This window comes from Pseudarthrobacter sp. H2, from assembly GCF_050157045.1.
In the GTDB taxonomy this organism is placed as follows: Bacteria; Actinomycetota; Actinomycetes; order Actinomycetales; family Micrococcaceae; genus Arthrobacter.
Map to the genome: position 1 here is coordinate 5091826 of NZ_CP189594.1, position 22044 is coordinate 5113869.

The window sequence follows — 22044 nt, forward strand, 5'->3', positions numbered from 1 at the left end:
CGGCGACGTCGCCGCCGGCACTGCTTTCTCAGCAGTATCTGCAGCAGTATCTGCGGCCGGCGCGGGCCTGGCGGCTGCGGCGGGAGCCCCGGACAGGGCCGGCACTGATACCGAAGCCTCGCCCGCTGGCGGCCAAGGCTCGCCGCCCGGCACGCGCGGCAGGCCACGGCGAAGCGGCCGCGCCACCGCGGCGCCTGCCTTCACTGCAGGGACCGGAGCGGACAATGCCGCATCCGGTGCCATTGCCGGCGTCGTTTCCTGGCCGGCAGCGGGGATGGAGGGCCCGGTGGCCGCTGGCCCGGCGGTGACCGGTGCCACCCCAGAAGCGGGGACCGGCGGGGCTGCCGCTCCTGCCGTGACAGTGCGTGCGGGCGCTTCGCCTGCTGCAGGCCAGGGGTCACCGCCTTCGACGCGCGGCAGGCCCCGCCGAATAGACCGAGACTGAGTTGCCATCACTACTTCTTCCGAGCCTCAAGTGCGCTAATCAGCTGGGGTACAACCTTGAAGACGTCGCCCACCACGCCAAAGTCGGCGATCTCGAAGATCGGCGCGTCTGAATCCTTGTTGATGGCGACGATCGTCTTCGCGGTCTGCATGCCGGCCCGGTGCTGAATCGCGCCGGAGATGCCCAGCGCAATATACAACTGTGATGACACGGAAACCCCGGTCTGGCCGACCTGCTGCGACTGCGGGATGTAGCCCGCATCCACCGCGGCACGCGAAGCGCCAACGGCGGCACCGAGTGCATCGGCGAGCTGTCCAACGAGGGCGAACTGTTCCTCCGACCCGAGGCCGCGGCCACCCGCGACAACCTTCGCGGCACCACGCAGCTCCGGCCGCGAGGTGGCGGCAACTACCTCCTCGAACGAGTCGATCCGCGCGGCCGGCTTCCCGGAGCGCGGCACTGCCAGGGTCTCGGACGCCTGCGGCTGAGCCGTAGCACGCGCCTCGATGGAGCCCTGGCGAACCGTGATCACCGGAGCCCCAAACGTGGACGTTGACGTCACATCGTAGGCACCGCCGTAGACGGAGTGGTGTGCCACGACGCCCTCGTCATCACGTGACACGCCGATCGCATCGGCAGAAATCGCTGCACGCGAACGGGCAGCGTAGCGGCCGGCGAGGTCACGCCCATTCAGAGAATGCGAAATCAGGATCGCATCTGGCTGCACCTGCTCCACAGCGGCGGCAAGCGCGTCAACGCCCGGCACGCCGAGCGCCGACGTATCCGGAGTCTCAGCGACCAGTACGCGCGCGGCACCCAGGGCCGCGGCCTCCGCGGCGGCGGCGCTCCCGGCGCCGGGTGCGGCAAGTACCAATGCAATGGGCGTGCCAACTGCAGCGGCAGCGCCGAAGAGCCCGGCTGCAGCCTTCTCGAGTTCACCGGAAGTCCGGGTTTCCACGACGACGAGGATTGCGTCACGAGGGAATTCAGTCATGTCGATACTCCTTACGCCAGTCGGTTTTCAACAAGGAAGTCAGCCAGCTTCTCGCCGGCGTCACCCTCGTCAATGATCTTTACGCCCGCCGCGCGCGGGGGCTTCTCTGCAACGGTCAGCATGATCGACCGGGCCGCGTCCGGGTTGTCGGCCGTGATCCCGAGGTCTGCGAGGGTAAGCACCGCCAGGGGCTTCTTCTTCGCGGCCATAATCCCTTTGAAGTTCGGGAAGCGCGGCCCGGGAAGCGCCTCGGTAATGGAAATCACCGCGGGCAGGTTCGCGGACACCTTCTGCACGCCGGATTCAAGGGGCCTGGAGCCAGACACGGCGCCGTCGCTGATCTCTACGGAGCTCAGGCCGGTAGCAAGCGGCACGTCAAGCAATTCGGCAAGCATCGCGGGAATCATGCCGCCGGACCCATCGGTGGACACGTTGCCAGTGATCACAAGGTCAAACTCAACGCGACGGATCGCCGCTGCGAGGGTTTCAGCGGTCAGGCCAAGATCCGCACCCCGCAGCGCCTCGTCACAGACGTGGGTGGCGCTCCCCGCACCCATCGCCAGCCCCTTGCGTATCGTCGCGGTTGCACCCTCGGGAGCGAGGGAGAGGATTGCGACCTCGGTGCCCTCGTTTTTGTCGGCGTAGCTCAGTGCCAGCTCCAAGGCCCGCTCGCCGATCTCATCAATGACTGTCTCGCTGGCTTCCCGGTCGGCGAGGCCTGTTTCGAGGTTCAGTTTTCGGTCCCCGTAGGTGTCGGGAACCTCCTTGACTAGGACGATAATCTTCATCGATGGCTCTTCCTGTGGCGGGCTTGTCTCTGGAGACGAGACATGTCGGATCTCCATTGAGTCTACGAAAGTGGGGCCCTTCGAGGCGGACAGAGCCCGTGTCGTCAGTTGCGTATCTAGTCTTCGTCCTTGGCAGTGCCTATGCCGGGGGTGATCAGAGCCATGACGTTCGAGTCGGCGAGGGTCATGGCTCCGACCTCGCGGTTTCCCGCCGCATCAGGAGCGGGGTCGCTGGACCGATCCTGTGGCCCACGTGCTGCGCCCGTTTACACTGGGATCGCAGCAGGGTAGGTGAATCTGGCCGACAGCCAGAACTCCATGCACCTTCTCAGGAAACCCGTCTGGAATTAGGGGACTGTACAAATATGACCGAGTATCGGCTGGCAATTCTGGATGACTACCAGCAGGTTTCGGGCGACTACGCGGACTGGAACTCCCTGGCTGCGGACGGCATGGCCGTTACCGTTTTCAGCTCGCCTTTCGCCTCGGAAGCCGACGCAGTCCACGCCCTGTCGGGCTTCGACGTCGTTGTCGCCATGCGGGAGAGGACACCGTTTCCGCGAGCTGTGTTGGCGAAGCTGCCCCGCCTGAAATTGCTGTTCACGACCGGCGCCGCAAACGCCGTCATCGATCTCGCCGCGGCCGAGGAGCATGGCGTCACCGTCTGCGGAACGGGCGGATCGCCGTCGGCCGCCCCTGAACTGACGTGGGCGCTGCTCATGGCGTTGGCCCGAAACCTGACCGCTGAAGAGAACGCGCTCCGGGCCGGACGTTGGCAGCACTCTGTTGGTTCCGAACTTGCGGGCAAGACCCTGGGGATAGTCGGGCTGGGCAAGATCGGGCACAAGGTCGCGGCCTACGCGCACGCTTTCGGCATGAATGTGCTGGCATGGAGCCAGAACCTGGACGAGGCGACAGCAACAGCCGCTGGGGTCCGGAAAGTCAGCAAGGACGAACTCTTCCGGGAATCCGACATCGTGTCACTTCACCTCCGCCTGTCCCGGCGCTCCGAAGGGACAGTCGGTGAAGCTGAACTACGGCTGCTGGGCACAAGCGGAATGCTCGTCAACACGGCCAGGGGACCCCTCGTGCACCAGTCCGCCCTGATTCGTGCCCTTGAAGAAGGCTGGATCCGGGGCGCAGCCGTCGATGTCTACGATCAGGAACCATTGCCGGCGGGTCATCCGCTCTTGGCCGCCCCGAACACTCTCCTGACACCGCATCTGGGATATGTCACCCACGAGAGCTACGCGCAGTTCTACGGCGGAGCGCTCGAGGACGTCAAGTCATGGCTGGCTGGTGTCCCGGTCCGCCAATTGACTCGCCTGTAGCGAGACCTCGAGCTGTGAGGCTGGTCGCTATGCGCCGGCGGAACCAACGTCAACGGCGTCCTCTTCACGTCCGACGGCGGCTGGTCGGCGCTGTAGGTCGGCGGGACCAAACGCAAGCGGACGACGGCGGGGAGTCCCGCCGTCGTCCGCTCCACGTACGCAGCGTCCCGCGCAGATCGGGTCGGCGTTAGAAAGCCGGCACCGGTCATGACGTCCTGGCTGCTCGCCAGGACGTCTAAGCAGGACTGGCGGCCGTGACGTATGTGGAGAGAGTCCGTGATTCCAGTTGGGGAATGATGTGGGCCGGACCGAGGTTCAGGCAGTGTGGGGTCTGGCGGTGCAGTTCGAAATCCTCCTCGGAGCGGTAGCTCTCAAGGATGGTGATCTTTCTGTCGTCCTCTACGCCACGGAAGAACTCGTATGAGATGTTGCCCGGTTCCATGCGGGTTTCGGTGGCCATGGTGTGAAGATGCTTGAGGACGTCGTCGGTGGTGCCGGGCTTGGTCCGGTACTGGACCACGACGTTGAAAGTGCTGGTCATGGGTGTCTCCTTGGATGTTGCTGGGGTACGGCCGATGGCTCTCCGGGCCCGTCGGGAAGCTTTTCACACGATACCCGCCGCCGCGCGTCTGAAGCCTGTGCGGCCCGTCAGCAAGCCGGTTTAGTTCTCGGCTGCGTTTGGTCAAGCTCGGGACTGGTTGAGGAGGTGCTGGACGAGGGCGTCGAGGATTGGCAGTTGGCCGCTTACCAGTTTGATGCGGGCTTCGGGCTCACTGACCCAGGAGGCGTCGTCGATCTCAGGGTAGCTCCGGACTATGCCGGAGCCCCTCGGCCATTCCAGTTCAAAGGCGTTGCTCACGATTCGTTCGGGGTCAAATGCCGACTCGGCCGTGAAGACGGTGATGACCTTGCCCGAGGGTTGCCGGAAGGCGCCCAGCAGAATGTAGTCGACGGCGGGTGCAGGAGTGCCCATCTCCTCGGCGAACTCGCGATGCGCGGCCGCCAGAGGATCCTCGTTTTGGGTGTACTCCCCTTTGGGAATGGACCAGGCGCGGGCGTCTTTGTTGGCCCAGAAGGGTCCGCCCATGTGCGCTATCCACACCTCCAATTCCGATGCATGGCTCCGGCGGTACAGCAGAATGCCTGCGCTCCGAACTGTCATTTTCCCTCCCACGCTCAGGGTAACCAGCGGGTACTGGCGAAACGAGAGAAACGGACGTTTGGGAACTGCCAGAGTGTGGCTGGCCTGGGAAATGTCGCAGGTCAGGCGTCCAGTAGTCCGCCGCTCGCCCAGCGCCGTACGGCGAGCTTCTCTGCGGCGTCGAACTCCAGCAGCGCCACCCGGCAGAGTTCCTCCACGTTTGCGGTCCACGCTGCGGCCAGGCCTTCCGCCGTCGCCTCGTCATTGAGCTGGAAATTGACGTAGGCCAGGCCCTGAAGGACAAAACTCACGGCGTTGCGGGAGACCGGCTGGCCCGCGCTGACGCAGTCATCCCGCACCAGCCGGGACAGCTCGGTGCGGTTGAGCGGATGCTCGCGAAGCCTGGCCTCCATGGCTTGGAACATCTGCCGGAACTGGGCTGCAGAAAGTGCCGGCACGTCCGTGACCCTGGTGACCTGCTCCTCGATGCCGGGCTGGCGGTCAGTCGGCGCTGGAAGATCCTCGCTTGAGAACCGCTTCGCGTCCCAGACCCAGCCTCCCTGTGCCGGGGAATATTCGACGCCCTGGCCGATCTGGGACACCCAGGTCCCGAACTTTCCGCAGCCGCCCCAGTCCGTCTTCAGGGAAGGGTCCGCCGTGAGTGCCCGGTGGGCCACCATGGCCCCGACCACCGGTCCCGGAGCGGTGCGGACGAACTCGAGGACCTCACGGATCGCGGGCGAGGTGGCCTTGGTTTTCGTCGTGGCTGCGTTCTGCTGCTTCCCGGGCGCCGCCGCATGAACCGGCTCCACAGCAGTGCCGTTGAGGATCGCGACGAAGTCGTGGGACTCCACCACATGGTCGGCCATCTCCCGATAGGCGAAGGCCACGGCGCCGGCTGCGATGACTGTGGTCATCCGGTCAGCGGCCCGGAACCGCTGGATCAGGGACGTGAAATCGGCATCGGCCGAGGCGATGAAGAACTCTTCGATGCCGACGCTGCCGGACAGCGCGTCCACTGCATCAAGCACCAGATTGATGTCCGTGCTGCTCTTGCCCCGCTGCGTCAGCGACGGGCAGTCGATCACGCGGAAACCGGCGCGGGTCCAGTACGTCCGGTACTTCGAGTACACAACCGGGTTCAGGTAGCAGTTGCGGATCAGGAAGCGACGGGCGTCCTCTCCGGAACCTCCCGCTGACAACGCGTCAGCCCAGTGCTTGGGGTCCTCGGCAAACCGCTTCGCCGCCAGCGGATCCAGTGCCTGCAGGCCGGTGAAGACATTGTCGAAATCAACAAACATCGCAGCGCGGATGCCGGGCTTTCGGGAGGGGGAGAGCGCCTCGTTCATTGGCCCAGTGTGCCAGCAACGTGGCGTACCCGCGACCGCTCCGGCTGCGACACGCCAGACGGCGGCGAGGCCTCCCAAGCTTCAACGGGCGACGGCGGGAGGGAGCGCCGTCGTCGTGTGTCCGGCGCCCGTCCAGGCAGAATTTGTGCGGGATGCAATTCAGCAAGCGGAAATTAATTTTCCGATTGTGGTGCCTTTTCGAGGGACTGGCATAAAAAATATAAGTGTGTATGGTATCGGGTAGACACAAAGCATAGAAAGGTGTGTGATTCCGTTGTCAGGAAAATCGCCCAGGAGCGTCAGTGCCAAAAAAGCGGGAAAATCGATTCTCGAAAAGAGAGCCGATAAAAGAGCTAAAAGCGAAACTAGTGAAATTCAGTTCGTAAAGCCGCGCAAAAACCAGCGCTAACATGCCGCGGCAGCCGAATTCGAGACTCCGAGCCCCAATCGGCTGCCCCGCCCCACTCCCGCCGCGCCGCGCGGCCGCCACCGGGACCGCACGCCATTCGTTTCAGTCACAAGGACAAGACCATGAACACCACCTACAACGCCCTGATCGTCCCGGCCCACCTCACTCAACCGGTGCGCATCGAAACCGTGGACACGGACATGCCAGCCCTGCAGAAACTGGTTGCAGGAAACTTTGAATCCATCACCAGCAGAGACTGGCATGTATACCTGAACGACGAGGGCAACCGCCTGCCCCAGAATGTCAGAGCCGAAGTGCTCATCCGCGAAGCCGGCGTCTATCTCGACGACGCTTTCAACGGAACGGCGGTGTTCCTCGGACACGGAAGCCGCGGAGATGAATCCGACGCTCCCCGCCACTTAATCCGGCTTGCCGAGCAGCTTTTCGACTTGCCGCTGGCCGCCTGACCACCCCGGCGTGGCCCGTCCCGCGGCTCCGACTGAAAAGCCGCGGGTATCATCGGTAAGATCCGTCCCCCGGAGAGTACCGCATGCAGCTCGGCGCTTTTTCGATCAGCCTCACAGTCAAGGACTTTTCGATCAGCCTCACAGTCAAGGACATCGCGGCTTCTGCTGCGTTCTACGAGAAACTTGGCTTCAGCAGCCTCGGGGGCGACATTACGCAGAACTGGTTGATTCTGAAGAACGGTGACACCGTCATCGGCCTCTTCCAGGGGATGTTTGAGATGAACATGCTCACGTTCAACCCGGGCTGGAACCAGAACGCGGAGGCGGTGGACCCGTTCACGGATGTGCGCGATCTCCAGCGGGAACTGAAGGCCAAAGGCACGGAGTTCCTTTCCGAGGCAGACGAGGAAACGACGGGGCCGGCGAGCTTTATCGTCCTGGATCCGGATGGCAACCCGGTGCTCGTTGACCAGCACGTCTGATCTGCGAGGGGCCCCGTCAGGCTAAGTGCCCTGTAAGCACCATGCCAAACGCAGGCGGACGACGGCGGGAGGTCCCGCCGTCGTCCGCGCACTGCTGCCGCAATCTTGGAGAAGCGGTCGGCCAGCGGCAGGGCAATGTAGATGCCGACGTAGACGCTTGTAGTCCTCATTGTGGTGGCTGCCCAACTGCGCCACCATGATGGTATGGATGCTGAAAAACCTAAGGCGGCGGAGCTGAGCCTTCCCCAGGCATTCCTCCTGCTGGCAACGAACGACAAAGACGGCAAACCTGAAGTGCCGGTGTACGCACTCAGGACAACTTTGGCAGGGGCAATATTGGCCGAGCTGGACCTGATCGGTGCAATCGGGCTGCAGGGGAAGCGTGTCAGGGCTACCGGAACCGCCCCGCAAACGGACTTCCGGCACGAGCTGGAGCTCATCCGTGGCAAATCACGGCCCCACAGTCCCAAGCGGTGGGTCTCGATGCTGGAGGGCCGCGCCGAAGTGCAGCGTGTCTTCGAGGGGATGGCGTCACTGGGCATCGTGGAACATGTCGGCGAAAAGCACCTGGGTCTGTTCAAGTCCACGCGGTACCCGGAGAAGGATCACGGTCCGGAGGCTGCGATCCTGCAAAAGATCCAGGCCGCACTCAGCGGTGCGCCGTCGGAACCCGCGAAGCCAGATGCCAGGACGACCGATGCCGGGACGCCCGATGCGGGAGCGTCTGAGTCCACGGCGCCCGATGCCGGGACGGCCGATGCCGGGGCGGCTGATTCCACGGCGCCCGTTGCCGCGAAGCCTGATGCCAAGGCGGCCGATGCCAGGACCACAGCGCTGATCGCCCTGCTTCAGGCGGCAGGGCTGCTCGGCAAGCTCTTCCCGGCAGCAGATAAAATCCGGGCAAGTGAGCTGGCGAAAGACTATTGGCCTTCCCGCGCGGTGGAGGACGAACTGCGCATGATCAGACTGGCGCAGCAAGAAGCCCCAACCTTATGAGGCTGCCTGAAATCGCTAGGCACGGGAGAAGTCGGTCTGCGTAGACTCCAGGAGCCCGCCGCCGGCCCAGCGCCTGAGCCTCGATCGCCGGGAGTGCCACGAAGTCGCGGGACTCCACAACGCTATCGGCCATCTCCCGGTACGCGAATGCCACGGCACCGGCAGCGATGACCGTCGTCAGCAACGGATTCATCGCTGTTCTCCTGCTCGTGGCAGCCTCAATGATCAGCCCCTTCCAGGCACGCCGCGCCTGATTCGATCCGCTCCCTTGAGCGTCAGCTTTTCAGGGGATTACCCGATAGCGCACGTGGGTGACGAGGCGGGTACCGCTCACTTCCGTCGGCTCAAGCTTGAGGTTCGCGACGCCGTCCAGCAGCCGCTCGCCCGCTCCCAGGACGATGGGCGCGATGTGGAGCCGCAGCTCGTCGATCAGCCCCGCCGAAAGGTATTGGCGGACGGTCTGCGCTCCTCCGGCAATGGCCACGTCCTTGCTGCCAGCGACCTTCCGTGCCTGGGCCAGCGCGGATTCGATCCCATCGGTCACGAAGTTGAACGTGGTGCCGCCCTGCATCTCCAGAGGCTCGCGTGGATGATGGGTGAGAACGAACACGGGTGCGTGATAGGGCGGTTCCTCACCCCACCATCCCCGCCATTCCTCATCCCACGCTCCGGGCCCTGCGAACATGTTCCGTCCCATGATGTAGGCGCCGGCCGCAAGGATGCCTTCGAGCTCGGCTGCGTTGGACTCGGGTTCTTCGAACTGCCACCTGTGCAGGCGTTCTCCGCCCTCGCCCAGGGGCTCCGCCAGGCTTTGGTTCGGGCCGGCGGCGAATCCGTCGAGGGAGATGGTCAGATCGCACGTGACTCGGCTCATGCGCCCATCATGTCACCACTCGGCGGTTCGGGTCCGGCTGAGCGTCCAGTAGCTGTCGAGGATGAGGTTGCAGACCGTGCCGCCCTCATCGGAACCGTGCCGGACGATTGGCCGCAACTTCGATGACAGCGGTTTCGAACATCGCCCGGTCCGGCTCGGAAACATCCGGCGAGGTGCCCCACATCTCGGCCTCGCGTCCGACGGCGGCTGGTCGGCGCTGCAGGGGAGCGGCACCAAGCGCCGGCGGACGGCGGCGGGCGGTCCCGGCGTCGTCCGCTCGGTGTGAACCTGCTTCTTGGTTCATCAGGGCGTTGCAGATGTCATCAGTCACCTACTGCGCAGAGCTGCATGCCAACGGAACCCGCCCGAGTGGCGCCCCGCTCATCCGACCAGGGGCTTGGCCGGACCAATTGCATCCCAAAGGGTTCCTCACTCCGGAATCCCGACCCCCCGCGATCACGCGGGCGCTCGTGGCGAGGAGGTTCAATAGGTGTCGAACTCGACGTCCACGGACGACGCGCCTCGCAACGGCACGACCTGCTCGGCCTCACCTTGTAGCGACTTCTTGTCCCGATCCGGCAGCGAGCCGAACGTCTTGACGGTGATGGTCAGCTTCCGGCCGCTCTTGCGTGGACGCCATGTGCCGGTGATTTTGCCGCCTGCGAGGACCGTGCCCGGTTCGCCGACCGTCTTCCACACTTCCCGGTGGAACTTCTTGTCGACGATCGTTTCGCGGTCGCGCATCTGGTATAGGGGTCACGTGGCGGGAGAAGGCGCACCCCTTTCGGCATCGGTGCCGACCGCAGTGCGTCGAGATCCTCGGTGAGGATCCATGACGTGCCGCCGAACTCGACCTGCGTCAGCTCGTCCTCGACCAAGCTCCACCAGGGGTCGGTGTCACCGGCATGGATCCCCGCCCACGCGGCGAAGCCTCCGCGTGTCGACGGTCCGTAGCAGCGCAGATAGCGGCGAAGCAGTTCGGCGCGCGCGAGCTCCGGGCCGATGTCCGGAATCGGAAGGCCAAGCCACTCGTAGACCAGGACGAACGGTGCTTTGTTTCCGGCGCGCGGCGCGAAGCAGACCACCCGCTGCAACGTGAGGATGCGGACGCAGAAGTGTACGACACCTTCACCGAGCGGTTGCCCCGGGGCGTAGGGACCTTCTTCCGCCCAGATGCCGCGTTGTCGCTTCGGCAGCCTGCGGGCAATCCGCGTGGCGATCTCCGCGCCCAGCTCGTTGATGGCGAGCCTGCGCCCGGACAGCACGTCACCGATCTCGGCGCCGGTCAGCCCGACCGTCTCGACGAGGCTCATGTCGAGTTTGTCCAACGCCTGCTCCACGCCAAGAACGAAATGGCGCATCGCCTCCTCTGTCGGCGGTAGCAAGCCGGTGGTGAATACCGGTGCGTCCGACGCCGGGAAGTAGAACGGCGAGCCGCGCATGCACCAGGTCTGCAGCAGGCTCTTCTCCTCGGCGACTGCGTGGGCCAGCTGTTCCTGCGTGAGGTTTCGCACCCTGGCGTGCAGGGCAAGCAACGCCGACCCGGGCGGGCTGTTCTGAATCCCGCACCGGCCGGCCGCGTCCAGCAGCCCGCCTTCGCCCAACCGTTCGGTGAGGTGGTGGGCGCCCAGACGAAACGCGATGACGTCGCGCTTCGAAACCCTGTCAGCCACTGGCACATACTATCGCCGCCCGCCAGCCGAGGTTAGGATGCCGTGTGACCTTCACCCACGGCTACGCGGACAACCACGGCCTTCGCATGTACTACGAGGTCCACGGGCGGGCGGTGCCCGGCCAGCCGCCGCTGCTCCTCATCCCGGGCGGCGGCTCCACGATCGGCACCAACTTCGGCGAACTCATCCCGCTGCTGGCCGAACAGCGCCGGGTGATTGCCGTTGAGGAGGAGGGCCACGGCCGCACGCAGCCCACCAGCCGCCCCCTGACGGCCGAGAACTCCGCCGGCGACATCCTCGCTGTCTTGGACCAGCTCAACGTAGAAACTGTGGATGTGCTGGGCTTCAGTGCCGGCGGCCATACCGCCATCGCGCTGGCACTCGGGCGTCCCGCCGCTGTGCGGCGCCTCATTGCGGCCTCCACCTTTGCGAGCCGCGATTCCGTGCCGGATGAGTTCTGGGACCGCATTGCGAAGGCCACTCTTGATGACGAGCCTGACACCTACAAGGACGCCGACCGCCGTCTCAACCCGGCACCTGGCCACTTGGAGCGCCTCTTCGAGCTGGACAGCCGGCGCATCCTGGCCTTCGCCGGATGGTCCGACGAAGAGCTGGGCACCATCACGGCCTCCACGCTGGTGGTGAGCGCCGACCGCGACGTTGTCACCGCCGAATATGCCGCGCGGATGGCCAGCGTCATCCCGGGCGCCCGCCTGCTGATCGTCCCCGGCGGCCATGGTGACTACCTCGGCGAGCAGGCCGCCAGCGGCGGGGACCTGTGGACGATGCACGCCACCGTCCCGTTCCTGCTGCGCTTCCTCGGCGATTAGCGGACGACGGCGGGGCCGCCCGCCGTCGTCCTTTAACTTCGCCCGCGAGGCCGGCCCGTCCCGCGGCTCCGACGGCGGTTGGCCGCGGGTATCATCGGTACGATCCGTCCCCCGGAGAGTCGAGTAAATCATGCAGCTCGGCACTTTTTCGATCAGCCTCACCGTCAAGGACATCGCGGCCGCGGAGGCGGTGGACCCGTTCACGGATGTGACCTCCAGCGGGAACTGAAAGCCACGGGCACGGAGTTCGTTTCCGAGGCAGACGAGGGCACGACGGGCCCGGCGAGCTTTATCGTCCTGGATCCGGATGGCAACCCGGTGCTGGTCGACCAGCACGTCTGATCTGCGAGGGGCCGCGTCAGGCTAGGGCAGCCGCGATGCCCGCAACAGGGTCGCGTCGCCTGCGCGTTCGGGGTCGAGCGGCACGGGGCTGATCAGCACTGCCGGTCCGCGGTGCAGGACGCCGTCGGAAAGCACCTGGCACCGCACGCCGCCCCGCCCGCGCATGGCTTTGTGGGCACCCGGGGCGAGCATCTCATCCATCCAGACACAAGGATGGGCAGGCCGCCCGGCCCTGAGCCGCACCAGGTCCCCGCGGGATTCCAGCGCGAAGTCGTGTCCGAGCAGCGGTGCCAGGTGGGCTCCTCTGAGGACCACGTTGCGACGCGTCAGGAGCGGGTCAAGGGGTGCCGTTCCCAGCTCCGCGGCGATGGCTTCGAGAGCCTCGATCGCGAACGCGGTGACTGCGGCATCCATGTGCGCGGCCTTGCCGAAGAACCGATCACCGACGATTCCCTTGCCGGCCACCAGCTCCACTTGCCCGGCATCTGTGGTGGGGATGTCGGCTGCGCCCTCGCGTGCGCGGCCGAAGTAAGCGTGCGCCGGCGACACCAGGAGATGCAGGACCTCCACGTCATACCTGTAGCTGGCCGTCATCCCACAAAACTATCGTCTCGTGCAGGCCCAACCGTCATGGAGCATCCACGGCTGAATATCGGGCGGTCCCAAGATTCAAACGGCGACGGCGGGGCTTACAGCCAAGGACGACGGCGGGAGGGGTTACCTCCCGCCGTCGACTGTTGGTGTTGCTACAGGTTGACCGTCTCGAGGTTGGCTTCGCCGTGGTTCAGGCTGAGCGTGAAGGTGTTCGGCCCGCTGGCGTGGACGGCGATGTTGCTCTTGGCGGTGTTGTGCCGGACCGAGAGGTCGTGGACCAGGGCGTCCAGGTCGTGGTGCATCGTGGAGCGGTCCCAGAGCTTGTGGGTTACAGAGTTCGCGGTTTCAAACGTCATTGTTCAGCTTCCATTCATGAATCCGGATGTCCGGCTGCCGCACCGATGCGGAGCCGCGGTAGGTCCAATCCAGGAACGCCTGTGACCTTTGGGCAGCTCTGCGAGCTCACCGGTTTGGCCTCATTGCGTCCACCAGGATGGGTAAAACTTGTGCCGCTGATCCACTGCGTACGCTTAGCGTCGTGGTGGACGTCGGGGCTGCCCGCCGGGACGATCCGTCCCGCCGTGCCTTTCCATAGTGCATGGGACGGTGCGAACGTCTCAAGCGAGATGGCGATTATTGCGGGTGAATCTCATCACAGGTGCGGGGCGGCATCAGTCGGCAACTCACGGCGCTGGGATGGGAGAGGACGACGGCGGACGCTCCCGCCGTCGTCCTCTGTCCTTCAGGCAGACGCAGGCTCACATTGGGGTGAACGCAGACGCGTCATCTCGAAAACAGCGGCATGTCCTGCGGTCAGCCTCGTCGACTTCGCTCACAGGTAGCTCTTGACGCTCGCGCGGAGTGCCTCGGTGTGTTCGTAGATCTCTTCCAAAGAGCTGATCGGTACCCGGGTTTCCTCTTTGTCGGCGCCGAAGATCCCGATGTATTTCTGGGTGCGGTTGAAGTGCAGCCGGGCAATCGGCTTGCGGTTGTTGTCGTCGAGGAGCACCGCGAAGTATGACTTGGCATCCCGCTGGGCGACGCGCGACGGCTTGACCTCGCTGCAGACGATGGCGCGGACGATCTGGTAGCCCTCGATTTCTTCAAGGGTCGTTTCGATGCCGTCCGGGTCCGCGAGGTCAGCTTCGGCGACCGGTGCGCTGGTGACCGTTGCCGCTGCGGCCGCGTCGTCGTTCTGGGGGAAGCCCGGCGCCCCGAGGGCCTTCTTGAGCCGCTCGTTGACCTGGTCGTTGAGGAACTGCTTCGACGCCTTGGCCACCAGTGCCGTGAACTGCTCGCGGACCTTTTGAGTGTAGGCGCCGGTGTACACGCGGGCCGTCAGGAATTTGACCCATTCGTCCTCGGGGTCCTTGAACTGCGCGGCCAGCGTCCGCTTGAGCTCGCCGATGTACTTCAGCTCGCCCGCGGCGTTGATGATGGAATCGAGGTCGAAGACGTCCTTGGACAATTTCTCGAGCTCCGGGATGAGCGACTCGTCGATGTCGTTCAGGTCCAGAACCAGGAACGGCTTCGCATCCATTCGGTTGGGTGCGTCCAGGTCGGTGAAGAACTGGTAGATCTCACCATTGGTCAGGATCGCGATCCTGGCATTCGTCACCGCGAAGTAGCGGAACAGCTGGGACGCATGCTCGATCTTTACCGGCTCCGTCGATTTCTTGCACTCGATCAGGATTTGGATCTCGCCGTCTTTGACGATGGCGTAGTCGACCTTCTCGCCCTTCTTGAGGCCCACATCCGCAATGAACTCGGGAACCACCTCCATCGGGTTGAAGACGTCGTAGCCGAGAATGGTGGAAATGAACGGCATGACGAAGGCATTCTTGGTTGCCTCTTCGGTCTGAATCACCCCTCGCTGCTGGCGCACCTTTGCTGCCAGAGCTGAGAGTTTTTCGGCAAATTCCATTTGTCCCCCTGAAGAAAAATTGCTGGTGCTGCCAACCGTAGTCCAGCGGTTTGACAATGCGATGCATCCAGTTCGTGTCAGCTTCAGTATCCGGCGCAGGCAATCACCGCGGGGCTTTATCGGAAGCGGCAAGATCCGGGGCTGATCCATTGTCTTCGTGGGTTGCACGCTCGGGCAGTTGCGCGCTCAGCTGTTCAATCTGGCGGGCGAGCCGGGCAATTTCCAGCCGGAGGGGCTCCTCCTTCGCCTCGACGTCGGCCGCGGTCTCGACCGCAACGTTCTCCACAAGCCAGGCTGCCACCGAGGCCGTAACGACGCCGAGCACAGCGATCCCTCCGATCATCAACCCCGCGGCCACCAGCCGACCCAGCAAGGTCACCGGGAAATGGTCGCCGTAACCGACGGTGGTGATGGTCGTCATTGCCCACCAGAGAGCATCCTCGAAATTCGTGATGTTGGAACCGGCCGCATTCTCCTCCGCATCGAGCACGGCCAGCGCGCCGGCGTAGACGAGCAGGGTGGCGACGGCGTTGCCGGTGAAGTTCACCAGGGCCCGGCATTCGGACATGAACTTGTCGATGCCGAAGATGAGCGTGATGCCGGCGGCCGGGATGGTTCCCAAAGTGGCCAGTGTGGCGGTCAGGGCGATGAAGCCGCCGCCGGCGACGCCGGCCGCACCCTTGGAGGTGAGCAGCATGACGGCGATGAGGCCCAGCTGCTGGCCGATGCTCAACTCGGTGTTGGTGGCCTGGGCGATGTAGACGGCGGCCAGCGAAAGGTAGATGGCGGCGCCGTCGAGGTTGAAGCTGTACCCGGTGGGGACGACGAGTCCGGACCGACCGCCAGGGACGGGCCCCAGGCGTCCTGCGCGGGACCCGCATCAGACCCGCAAACTCGGCCACACCACCATGCCGGCTCCACCGCCGAGCCTACGCCCGCAGCTCCCGATCAATCCGTTCCATTCGAGCCCGCACCAACTGGAAACGCGCGTCCCCGGGACCGGTCAATCTTGCCAGTGCGGCAGCGGCCGCTATGTCGCCCGAGCCCATGTCGCTGGCGCACCAACGTGAGATCACCTCGGCGTCTCCGCTTGAACGGACCGAGGCTGCAACAGCCTCATTCAATTCGTCACGCATGAGCTCCACGGTCAGATTCGTCGAGCGATTGAGCAAGCGGGCCGGGTACGCGGCCAACGCTTCTCCGAGGCGGCCGGCCCGCAAATGCCCGGCGACTACGTCGGCGTCGGACACCACACGCACACCAGCGGCAAAACGGTACGGATTGGGTTCCACCACGGCACCCAGCACCGCACGGATCCGGTGCATCTCCGTCCGGATTGTCGCGGTCGCTCCGTCTTCGCCGTGCAGCTGGTAGGCCAGCTCTTCGGCGCTCCAGCCTTGCGTCCGGGAGGCCAGCAAGGCCAGTATTTCGGCTCGGCGCAGCGTGATCGGAACGCCACGGCCGCCGTCGAGCTCTGCCGTCGGCTTGTCGCCGAGCAGCCGCAGGACCAGCGTAGAGGCGGTGCCGGGACGGGAAAGCCCGACGGCGGCACGCGGACCCGCTGCCGCCGTCGGGCCCGCGGACCGCAGCAGCTCTTCGGCCAGCCGCACGCCGCAACGCACCATGCGCAGGCTGTCCGGCGTCACGGTATCGATCGGCCCGGAAACATCCAGCACGCCGACGATTTCCCCGCTGAACGGGTCACGGATCGGGGCGGCGGTGCATGCCCAGTCGTGGTGTGTCCGCACCAGGTGCTCGGCCGAAAACAACTGGGCCGGGCCTCCGGTAACAAGCGCTTCGCTGATGGCGTTGGTGCCGATACCGGACTCGGACCAGTCGGCACCTTCAACGAACTCCAAGGAGTCGGCCTGCCGCAACGCGGACCCGCTGCCGACCCGCCACAGCACCTCGCCCTGATGGTCGGTGACGATCAGCAGGTGGCGGCCGGCGGCGGACTCATCGGCGAGCATCTGGGACAAAGCCGGAACCACGGATGCCAGGCGGTGTCCGGCGCCCAAAGAGCGGGCTTCGGAAACCTCATGCAGATGCACCGGACTGTGCCGCTCGGGATTGATGCCCAGAGCGAGGGAGCGGCGCCACGACTCAAGCAGCGACGGCGGGAACGCCGGATCCGGCGAGCCGGCCAGCGTGGCCTCCTGTGCGGTGCGGAGTGTCCTGGCGTATTCCAGGGGAGAGGAGAAACGGAGCCCGGGATCGGGCGCCAACGCGTGCCGCATGCGTCTACTCCCAACTTGCCGTCGAATCGATCTGCCCGAATAGCCCCACAGGAAAGGGGGAGGCCCGTGTAACCCGATTGTAACCCCCCGCGGCATTTACTTGTGATGCGAGTCACCATCCGGGCGGCTGATACGGAACCGGGAAATGGCTCATCGTCAGCAATGGAAAGAGGAGACATGCCTGAGACCGCAAACGGCATAGCCGAGGCGTGGCTGGCGCAGTTCGACGACGCGCTGCGCAGCCACAACACCGGGGCCGCACTGGAATTGTTCGAGGACGGATCGTATTGGCGCGACTTCGTATCCTTCACCTGGAATCTGAAGACGCTTGAGGGCAAGGACCAGATCAGGAGCATGCTGGACGCCATGCTGGAGGATATCCAGCCGTCCAACTGGACCCTGGCCGAGGACGCCACCGGGGACGCCGCCAGCACCGAGGCCTGGGTCAACTTCGAGACCTCGCAGGCCCGCGGCTACGCACATCTGCGCCTGCGCAACGGCAAATGCTGGACCCTGCTCACCACCATGCAGGAGCTCAAGGGCTTCGAGGAGAAGAAGGGTGCCAACCGTGAGAAGGGCGTGGCCCACCACATCAGCAAGGGCCGCAAGTCCTGGCTGGAGCTGAAGGAGGAGCAGGAAGCCAGGCTCGGCTACGAGGACCAGCCCTACACGGTGATCATCGGGGGCGGGCAGGGCGGCATCGGCCTCGGCGCCCGGCTGCGCCGGCTCGGCGTGCCCACGCTCATCATCGAGAAGAACGAAAAGCCCGGCGACTCCTGGCGCAACCGCTACAAGTCCCTGCACCTGCACGACCCCGTCTGGTACGACCACCTGCCGTACCTGAAGTTCCCGGAGGACTGGCCCGTCTTCGCGGCCAAGGACAAGATCGGCGACTGGCTGGAGCATTACACCCGCATCATGGAGCTGAACTACTGGTCCAGCACCGAATGCACCAACGCCCGCTACGACGAGGACGCCCAGGAATGGATCGTCCAGGTCATCCGCGACGGCGAACCGGTCACCTTGCGTCCCAAGCAGCTCGTCTTCGCCCTGGGCGTCTCGGGTTACCCCAACGTGCCAACGTTCGACGGCGCGGAGAGCTTCCTGGGGCACCAGTACCACTCGTCCAAGCACCCGGGCGGCGGAGACTGGACCGGCAAGAAGGCCGTGGTGATCGGGTCGAACAACTCGGCCCACGACATCTGCGCGGATCTTTGGGAGCACGGGGCCGATGTCACCATGGTCCAGCGCTCCTCCACCCACATCGCCCGCAGCGAGTCGCTGATGGACCTGGCCCTCGGCGACCTCTATTCCGAGAAGGCGCTGGCCAACGGCGTCACCACCGAAAAGGCCGACCTCCTGTTTGCCTCCCTGCCGTACCGGATCCTGCCGGAAGCCCAGATCCCGGTGTACCAGGAGATGGCACAGCGCGACGCCGGGTTCTACTCACAGCTCGAAGCGGCGGGATTCGAGCTGGACTTCGGTGTGGACGGCTCGGGGCTGTTCCTGAAGTACCTGCGGCGCGGCTCCGGCTACTACATCGACGTCGGCGCGTCCCAGCTGATCATCGACGGCCGCGTGAAACTCGCCAACGGCCAGGTCAGCAAGATCACGGGCAACGCCGTGGTCATGGACGGCGGCACCGAACTGGAAGCCGACGTGATCATCTATGCCACCGGCTACGGCTCGATGAACGGCTGGCTCGCGGACCTCGTCTCACCCGAGGTGGCTGACAGGGTAGGCAAGTGCTGGGGCTTCGGCTCGGAGACGCCCAAGGACCCGGGTCCGTGGGAGGGGGAGCTGCGGAACATGTGGAAGCCCACCAACGTGGAAAACCTCTGGATCCACGGCGGCAACCTGCACCAGAGCCGGCACTATTCCAACTACCTGGCCCTGCAGCTCAAGGCCCGGATGGAGGGGCTGCCCACACCGGTGTATGAGCTTCAGGCATCGCACCACACACGCTGATCACCACCCAAACCAGGCCACGGCTGGGCCGACATGGCCCGGCCGTCGCCCTGCCTGAAGGACGCCAACAACATGACTGTTCAAAACAAAGTAGCCCTCGTCACCGGCGCCGGCCAGGGGATCGGCCGGGGTATAGCGCTGAGATTGGCCCGGGACGGATTCAGCGTTGCCGTGGCGGATCTGGGGCATCCAGGCGGCCGCTGCAAAGTTCGATGAACTTCAACACGCCGGCAGGATCATCTCAGCCGCTTCGATTGCCGCAGTGAAGGGCTTTCCGATTCTGGCCCGGATTCGGACTATGTCACGGGACAAACGCTGCTCGTGGACGGCGGCATCCTGTATAGCTGAGCTTGACGAATCAGACCTCGATACAAAGGCGGAAGAGAACATGAAAGCAGCACGGTTTTACGCCCGCAATGACGTGCGGATCGACGATGTTCCGGAGCCGGAGGTGCGGGCCCGGACAGTAAAAATCCAGGTTGCGTGGTGCGGCATCTGCGGAACCGATCTCCATGAGTTTCTGGAAGGCCCCATCTTTGTCCCAGCACCCGGACACCCCCATCCTCTCTCCGGCGAAGAAGCGCCGGTCACCATGGGCCATGAATTCTCCGGGACGATTGTGGAGGTCGGGGAAGGTGTTGACGAACTGGCAGTCGGCGACAATGTCGTCGTCGAACCTTATTTCGTGTGCGACGAGTGCGCACCCTGCAAGGCCGGCAACTATCATCTGTGCACGAAGATGGGTTTCATTGGCTTGTCCGGCGGGGGCGGCGGTCTCGGCGAGAAGATTGTTGTGGACACGAGGTGGGTCCATAAGATCGGTGACATTCCGTTGGATGAGGCCGCGTTGATCGAGCCGCTGTCGGTTGCCCACCACGCGGTGACCCGCAGCGGCGCCAAGACAGGCGACGTCGCACTGATCGGCGGTTCCGGACCCATCGGGCTGCTGACGGCGGCCGTTTTGAAAAGTATGGGTGTCACTACGATCATCAGCGAGCTCAGCGCGGCCCGCAAGGAAAAGGCGCGCTCCAGCGGGGTCGCGGATTACGTGATCGATCCGAGCCAGGAAGACGTCCAGACACGGGTACAGGAAATCACCGATGGCGTCGGCGCAGATGTGGCCTTCGAATGTGCCGGCGTCAACGCAGTGCTGGAGACCTTACTTAATGCTGTAAAGCCCGCCGGCGTGGTGGTGAACGTGTCCATCTGGGGCCATCCGGCGACGGTGGATATGCAGAAAATCGTGCTGAAGGAGATCGATTTGCGGGGCACAATCGCCTACGTGCGCGACCACGCCGAGGCGATCAGGCTGGTCCAGGACGGCAAGGTGGACCTGAAGCCATTCATCACCGGCAGGATCGCGCTGGAAGACCTCGTGGACAAGGGGTTCGATACCTTGATCAACCACAACGACACGGCCGTGAAGATCATCGTTCACCCCTGATGACGACGTCGATGAGGGCTTCGCCGACAACGACGACGTCCAGGAACTGAGGGCGGGAGGCCTGAGGGCAGCAGCTTGCGCTTCGAAGGCCGCCGTCAAGCGTATTGAGTGATGTTCAGGCTATTTATGGTTGCTGTGCCGCCGGCGGCGTAGAGCGAGACGTCCGTGCTGGTGCTGGCGGGGAAGATCAGTTCGGACAGGGTGACCTGGCCTCCCTGGGCGAAAACCTCGACGGAGCATTGGTCCACGTAGACGGTGAGGTCATAGGAATTTCCAGCCGGCTCGATCGGGGCTGTGTCGATCGAGGCGAAGGTTTCGTGGAAGTCTGTTTGCCCGGATTCCCGGCGGTCGACGACGATGCGGCCTTCCGCGGGCCGGATGCCGATGCGGGTGCCGTGTGTTCCGTTGCCGCGGACAATCAGGCCGAACTCCTCGGCTGTTCCGGGCATAAAGGTGGCCTCGATCCGCTGGACGCTGCCCGCGGCACCGTCCAGGAGGTGCGTGCCTTCGGAGATCTCGCCGGCACCGGCCATGAACGGCGGGGTCCCGGCAGGCACGGAGGTGAATTCCCGCGCGACCTGCTGCACGAGCCGCCAGCCCCCGTCCGTGCCCTTCAGGGACACGTCGCGGACCAGCGACATGGGACTGCGCCACGGTGTGGTGGGGATGTTGTTGGCGTATTGCCAGTTGTTCATCCACGCGATCATGAGCCGCCGGCCGTCGGGGACGTCGCTGAAAGAGACGGCAGCGTAGTAGTCGCGGCCCCAGTCGAGCCACTGGTAGTGGCCCAGCCTGTCCGGGTCCTGCAGGCCTTTGGTGACTGTGGTGGCGGAGGTGAAGGTGGTTCCGTCGAAGTCTCCCACGAAATACTGTCCGGCTGAGCCGCCGTTGGGTCCGCCGGGATTGAGGTTCACTGTCAGGACCCATTTCAGGTTTCCCGGATCACCGTCGACAGCGAGCGGGAAGAGGTCCGGGCACTCCCACACGCCGCCGGTTGCATTCGCCGGGCCGAAGCTGCTCAACAGCTCCCAGCTCTTGAGGTCCTCGGACTTGTAGAAGACGGCTTCGAAATCCTGGGCCTCCACAGCCACCATGACCCAGTAGCTCCCGGCGTCGCCCTCGTAACGGAAGACCTTTGGGTCGCGGAACTCGGATGATCCCCGGCTCAGTACAGGGTTGCCGGCGTGCTTGGTCCAGGTGTAGCCGCCGTCGAGGCTGTATGCCAGGGACTGGGCCTGCACACCGTGGTGCTCCGACGCCTGCTTATAGGCGCTGGTGTACACGGCCACTAGCGGCGCCTTGAATTCAGTGCCGAATCCGCTGGTGTTGTGCCGGTCAAAGACGATGCTGCCGGAAAAGATGTCTTCCAGCTCGTCGCACGCAATGGCAACCGGGTGCTCGGTCCAGGTCACCAGATCCGGGGATGTGGCGTGGCCCCAGGACATGTTTCCCCAGACATTGCCTTCCGGGTTGTTCTGGTAATAGAGGTGGTAAACGCCCTCATGGAAAATCAGGCCGTTGGGATCGTTGAGCCAGGTACTGCGGGCTGCGTAGTGCAGGGCGGGCCGGAAAGCATCGGGCGTCGTGGCGGTCACGGCGGTCATGGGGTCTGAATCTCGTTTCTATTCTGTGTTCGGAGCGCCCCGTAAGCGGGACGACGGTTGTGTTTCCGCCTCACGCTGCCCGTTTGGCGGTGCTGTGGGACATGTGTCCGGGCGAGGCGCTCAGCCGGAACGTCTCAAGGCAGTACAGAGGT

Annotated in this window: 21 protein-coding genes and 1 pseudogene; 8 read left to right on the top strand and 14 right to left on the bottom strand. The window is 64.6% G+C overall.

Translation table 11 applies throughout. The annotated features are described in order from the left end of the window. Window positions 1–455: 455 nt before the first annotated feature. On the bottom strand, window positions 456–1439 hold the full coding sequence (locus ACQCSZ_RS23590; RefSeq protein ID WP_427006002.1) for an electron transfer flavoprotein subunit alpha/FixB family protein: 984 nt from the start codon (window positions 1437–1439) through the stop codon (window positions 456–458). 11 nt (window positions 1440–1450) lie between these two features. Then, window positions 1451–2227 carry an electron transfer flavoprotein subunit beta/FixA family protein gene (locus tag ACQCSZ_RS23595; RefSeq protein WP_427006003.1) on the bottom strand — a complete coding sequence of 259 codons (777 nt, stop codon included), beginning with the start codon at window positions 2225–2227 and terminating at the stop codon, window positions 1451–1453. Between the two features lie 365 nt (window positions 2228–2592). Here ACQCSZ_RS23595 and ACQCSZ_RS23600 point away from each other — a divergent pair, with 365 nt between their 5' ends. Continuing rightward, a complete protein-coding gene (locus ACQCSZ_RS23600) occupies window positions 2593–3558 on the top strand; it encodes a D-2-hydroxyacid dehydrogenase family protein (RefSeq protein ID WP_427006004.1) in 966 nt (321 codons plus the stop codon). 235 nt (window positions 3559–3793) lie between these two features. Here ACQCSZ_RS23600 and ACQCSZ_RS23605 read toward each other — a convergent pair whose 3' ends face one another. The 3 genes from ACQCSZ_RS23605 to ACQCSZ_RS23615 form a co-directional block, all read right to left on the bottom strand. Continuing rightward, window positions 3794–4099, bottom strand: coding sequence for a putative quinol monooxygenase (locus ACQCSZ_RS23605; protein WP_427006005.1), 306 nt, complete (start codon window positions 4097–4099; stop codon window positions 3794–3796). Between the two features lie 141 nt (window positions 4100–4240). Then, entirely contained in the window at window positions 4241–4720 is a 480-nt protein-coding gene (locus tag ACQCSZ_RS23610; protein WP_427006006.1) for an NUDIX domain-containing protein, read from the bottom strand. A 101-nt stretch (window positions 4721–4821) separates the two neighbouring features. Continuing rightward, window positions 4822–6048: an NYN domain-containing protein gene (locus ACQCSZ_RS23615; protein WP_427006007.1), complete on the bottom strand. Its 1227-nt coding sequence runs from the start codon at window positions 6046–6048 to the stop codon at window positions 4822–4824. Window positions 6049–6579: 531 nt separating this feature from the next. On the opposite strand from ACQCSZ_RS23615, the gene ACQCSZ_RS23620 reads away from it, so the two are divergent. The 3 genes from ACQCSZ_RS23620 (at window position 6580) to ACQCSZ_RS23630 (ending at window position 8402) form a co-directional block, all read left to right on the top strand. Beyond that, window positions 6580–6924: a DUF3846 domain-containing protein gene (locus tag ACQCSZ_RS23620; RefSeq protein WP_427006008.1), complete on the top strand. Its 345-nt coding sequence runs from the start codon at window positions 6580–6582 to the stop codon at window positions 6922–6924. A gap of 83 nt (window positions 6925–7007) precedes the next feature. Continuing rightward, window positions 7008–7406: a VOC family protein gene (locus tag ACQCSZ_RS23625; protein WP_427006009.1), complete on the top strand. Its 399-nt coding sequence runs from the start codon at window positions 7008–7010 to the stop codon at window positions 7404–7406. 204 nt (window positions 7407–7610) lie between these two features. Beyond that, window positions 7611–8402 (top strand): GOLPH3/VPS74 family protein, encoded by a 792-nt coding sequence (locus ACQCSZ_RS23630; protein WP_427008441.1) that lies wholly within the window; start codon window positions 7611–7613, stop codon window positions 8400–8402. 283 nt (window positions 8403–8685) lie between these two features. Here ACQCSZ_RS23630 and ACQCSZ_RS23635 read toward each other — a convergent pair whose 3' ends face one another. The 3 genes and pseudogenes from ACQCSZ_RS23635 to ACQCSZ_RS23645 all read right to left on the bottom strand — a co-directional run bounded on the left by ACQCSZ_RS23635 (window position 8686) and on the right by ACQCSZ_RS23645 (window position 10955). Further along, the gene (locus ACQCSZ_RS23635) at window positions 8686–9276 is read right to left on the bottom strand and encodes a dihydrofolate reductase family protein (protein WP_427006010.1); all 591 of its coding nucleotides are present in this window, start codon (window positions 9274–9276) and stop codon (window positions 8686–8688) included. A gap of 85 nt (window positions 9277–9361) precedes the next feature. Then, window positions 9362–9607 (bottom strand): hypothetical protein, encoded by a 246-nt coding sequence (locus tag ACQCSZ_RS23640; RefSeq protein WP_427006011.1) that lies wholly within the window; start codon window positions 9605–9607, stop codon window positions 9362–9364. A gap of 152 nt (window positions 9608–9759) precedes the next feature. Further along, a pseudogene (locus tag ACQCSZ_RS23645) lies at window positions 9760–10955 on the bottom strand (winged helix DNA-binding domain-containing protein). A 38-nt stretch (window positions 10956–10993) separates the two neighbouring features. Here ACQCSZ_RS23645 and ACQCSZ_RS23650 point away from each other — a divergent pair. Next, window positions 10994–11779 carry an alpha/beta fold hydrolase gene (locus ACQCSZ_RS23650; protein ID WP_427006012.1) on the top strand — a complete coding sequence of 262 codons (786 nt, stop codon included), beginning with the start codon at window positions 10994–10996 and terminating at the stop codon, window positions 11777–11779. Window positions 11780–12142: 363 nt separating this feature from the next. Here ACQCSZ_RS23650 and ACQCSZ_RS23655 read toward each other — a convergent pair whose 3' ends face one another. The 5 genes from ACQCSZ_RS23655 to ACQCSZ_RS23675 form a co-directional block, all read right to left on the bottom strand. Next, window positions 12143–12715 (bottom strand): MOSC domain-containing protein, encoded by a 573-nt coding sequence (locus tag ACQCSZ_RS23655; protein ID WP_427006013.1) that lies wholly within the window; start codon window positions 12713–12715, stop codon window positions 12143–12145. 152 nt (window positions 12716–12867) lie between these two features. Next, window positions 12868–13071, bottom strand: a complete 204-nt coding sequence (locus tag ACQCSZ_RS23660; protein ID WP_427006014.1) for a hypothetical protein — start codon at window positions 13069–13071, stop codon at window positions 12868–12870. Window positions 13072–13547: 476 nt separating this feature from the next. After that, entirely contained in the window at window positions 13548–14639 is a 1092-nt protein-coding gene (locus ACQCSZ_RS23665) for a type I restriction endonuclease (protein WP_427006015.1), read from the bottom strand. A 103-nt stretch (window positions 14640–14742) separates the two neighbouring features. Further along, a complete protein-coding gene (locus tag ACQCSZ_RS23670) occupies window positions 14743–15498 on the bottom strand; it encodes a cation:dicarboxylate symporter family transporter (protein WP_427008442.1) in 756 nt (251 codons plus the stop codon). Between the two features lie 70 nt (window positions 15499–15568). Beyond that, window positions 15569–16876, bottom strand: a complete 1308-nt coding sequence (locus tag ACQCSZ_RS23675; protein ID WP_427006016.1) for a GAF domain-containing protein — start codon at window positions 16874–16876, stop codon at window positions 15569–15571. Window positions 16877–17053: 177 nt separating this feature from the next. Here ACQCSZ_RS23675 and ACQCSZ_RS23680 point away from each other — a divergent pair, with 177 nt between their 5' ends. From ACQCSZ_RS23680 to ACQCSZ_RS23690, 3 genes are all read left to right on the top strand, one after another. Continuing rightward, complete coding sequence (locus ACQCSZ_RS23680; RefSeq protein ID WP_427006017.1) at window positions 17054–18844, top strand: NAD(P)/FAD-dependent oxidoreductase; 1791 nt, start codon at window positions 17054–17056, stop codon at window positions 18842–18844. 72 nt (window positions 18845–18916) lie between these two features. After that, complete coding sequence (locus ACQCSZ_RS23685) at window positions 18917–19060, top strand: SDR family NAD(P)-dependent oxidoreductase (RefSeq protein WP_427006018.1); 144 nt, start codon at window positions 18917–18919, stop codon at window positions 19058–19060. A 172-nt stretch (window positions 19061–19232) separates the two neighbouring features. Next, window positions 19233–20288, top strand: coding sequence for a 2,3-butanediol dehydrogenase (locus ACQCSZ_RS23690; RefSeq protein ID WP_427006019.1), 1056 nt, complete (start codon window positions 19233–19235; stop codon window positions 20286–20288). Window positions 20289–20383: 95 nt separating this feature from the next. Here the strand turns inward: ACQCSZ_RS23690 and ACQCSZ_RS23695 are convergent, their stop codons facing one another. Continuing rightward, window positions 20384–21892: a glycoside hydrolase family 32 protein gene (locus ACQCSZ_RS23695; protein ID WP_427006020.1), complete on the bottom strand. Its 1509-nt coding sequence runs from the start codon at window positions 21890–21892 to the stop codon at window positions 20384–20386. Between the last annotated feature and the right edge of the window lie 152 nt (window positions 21893–22044).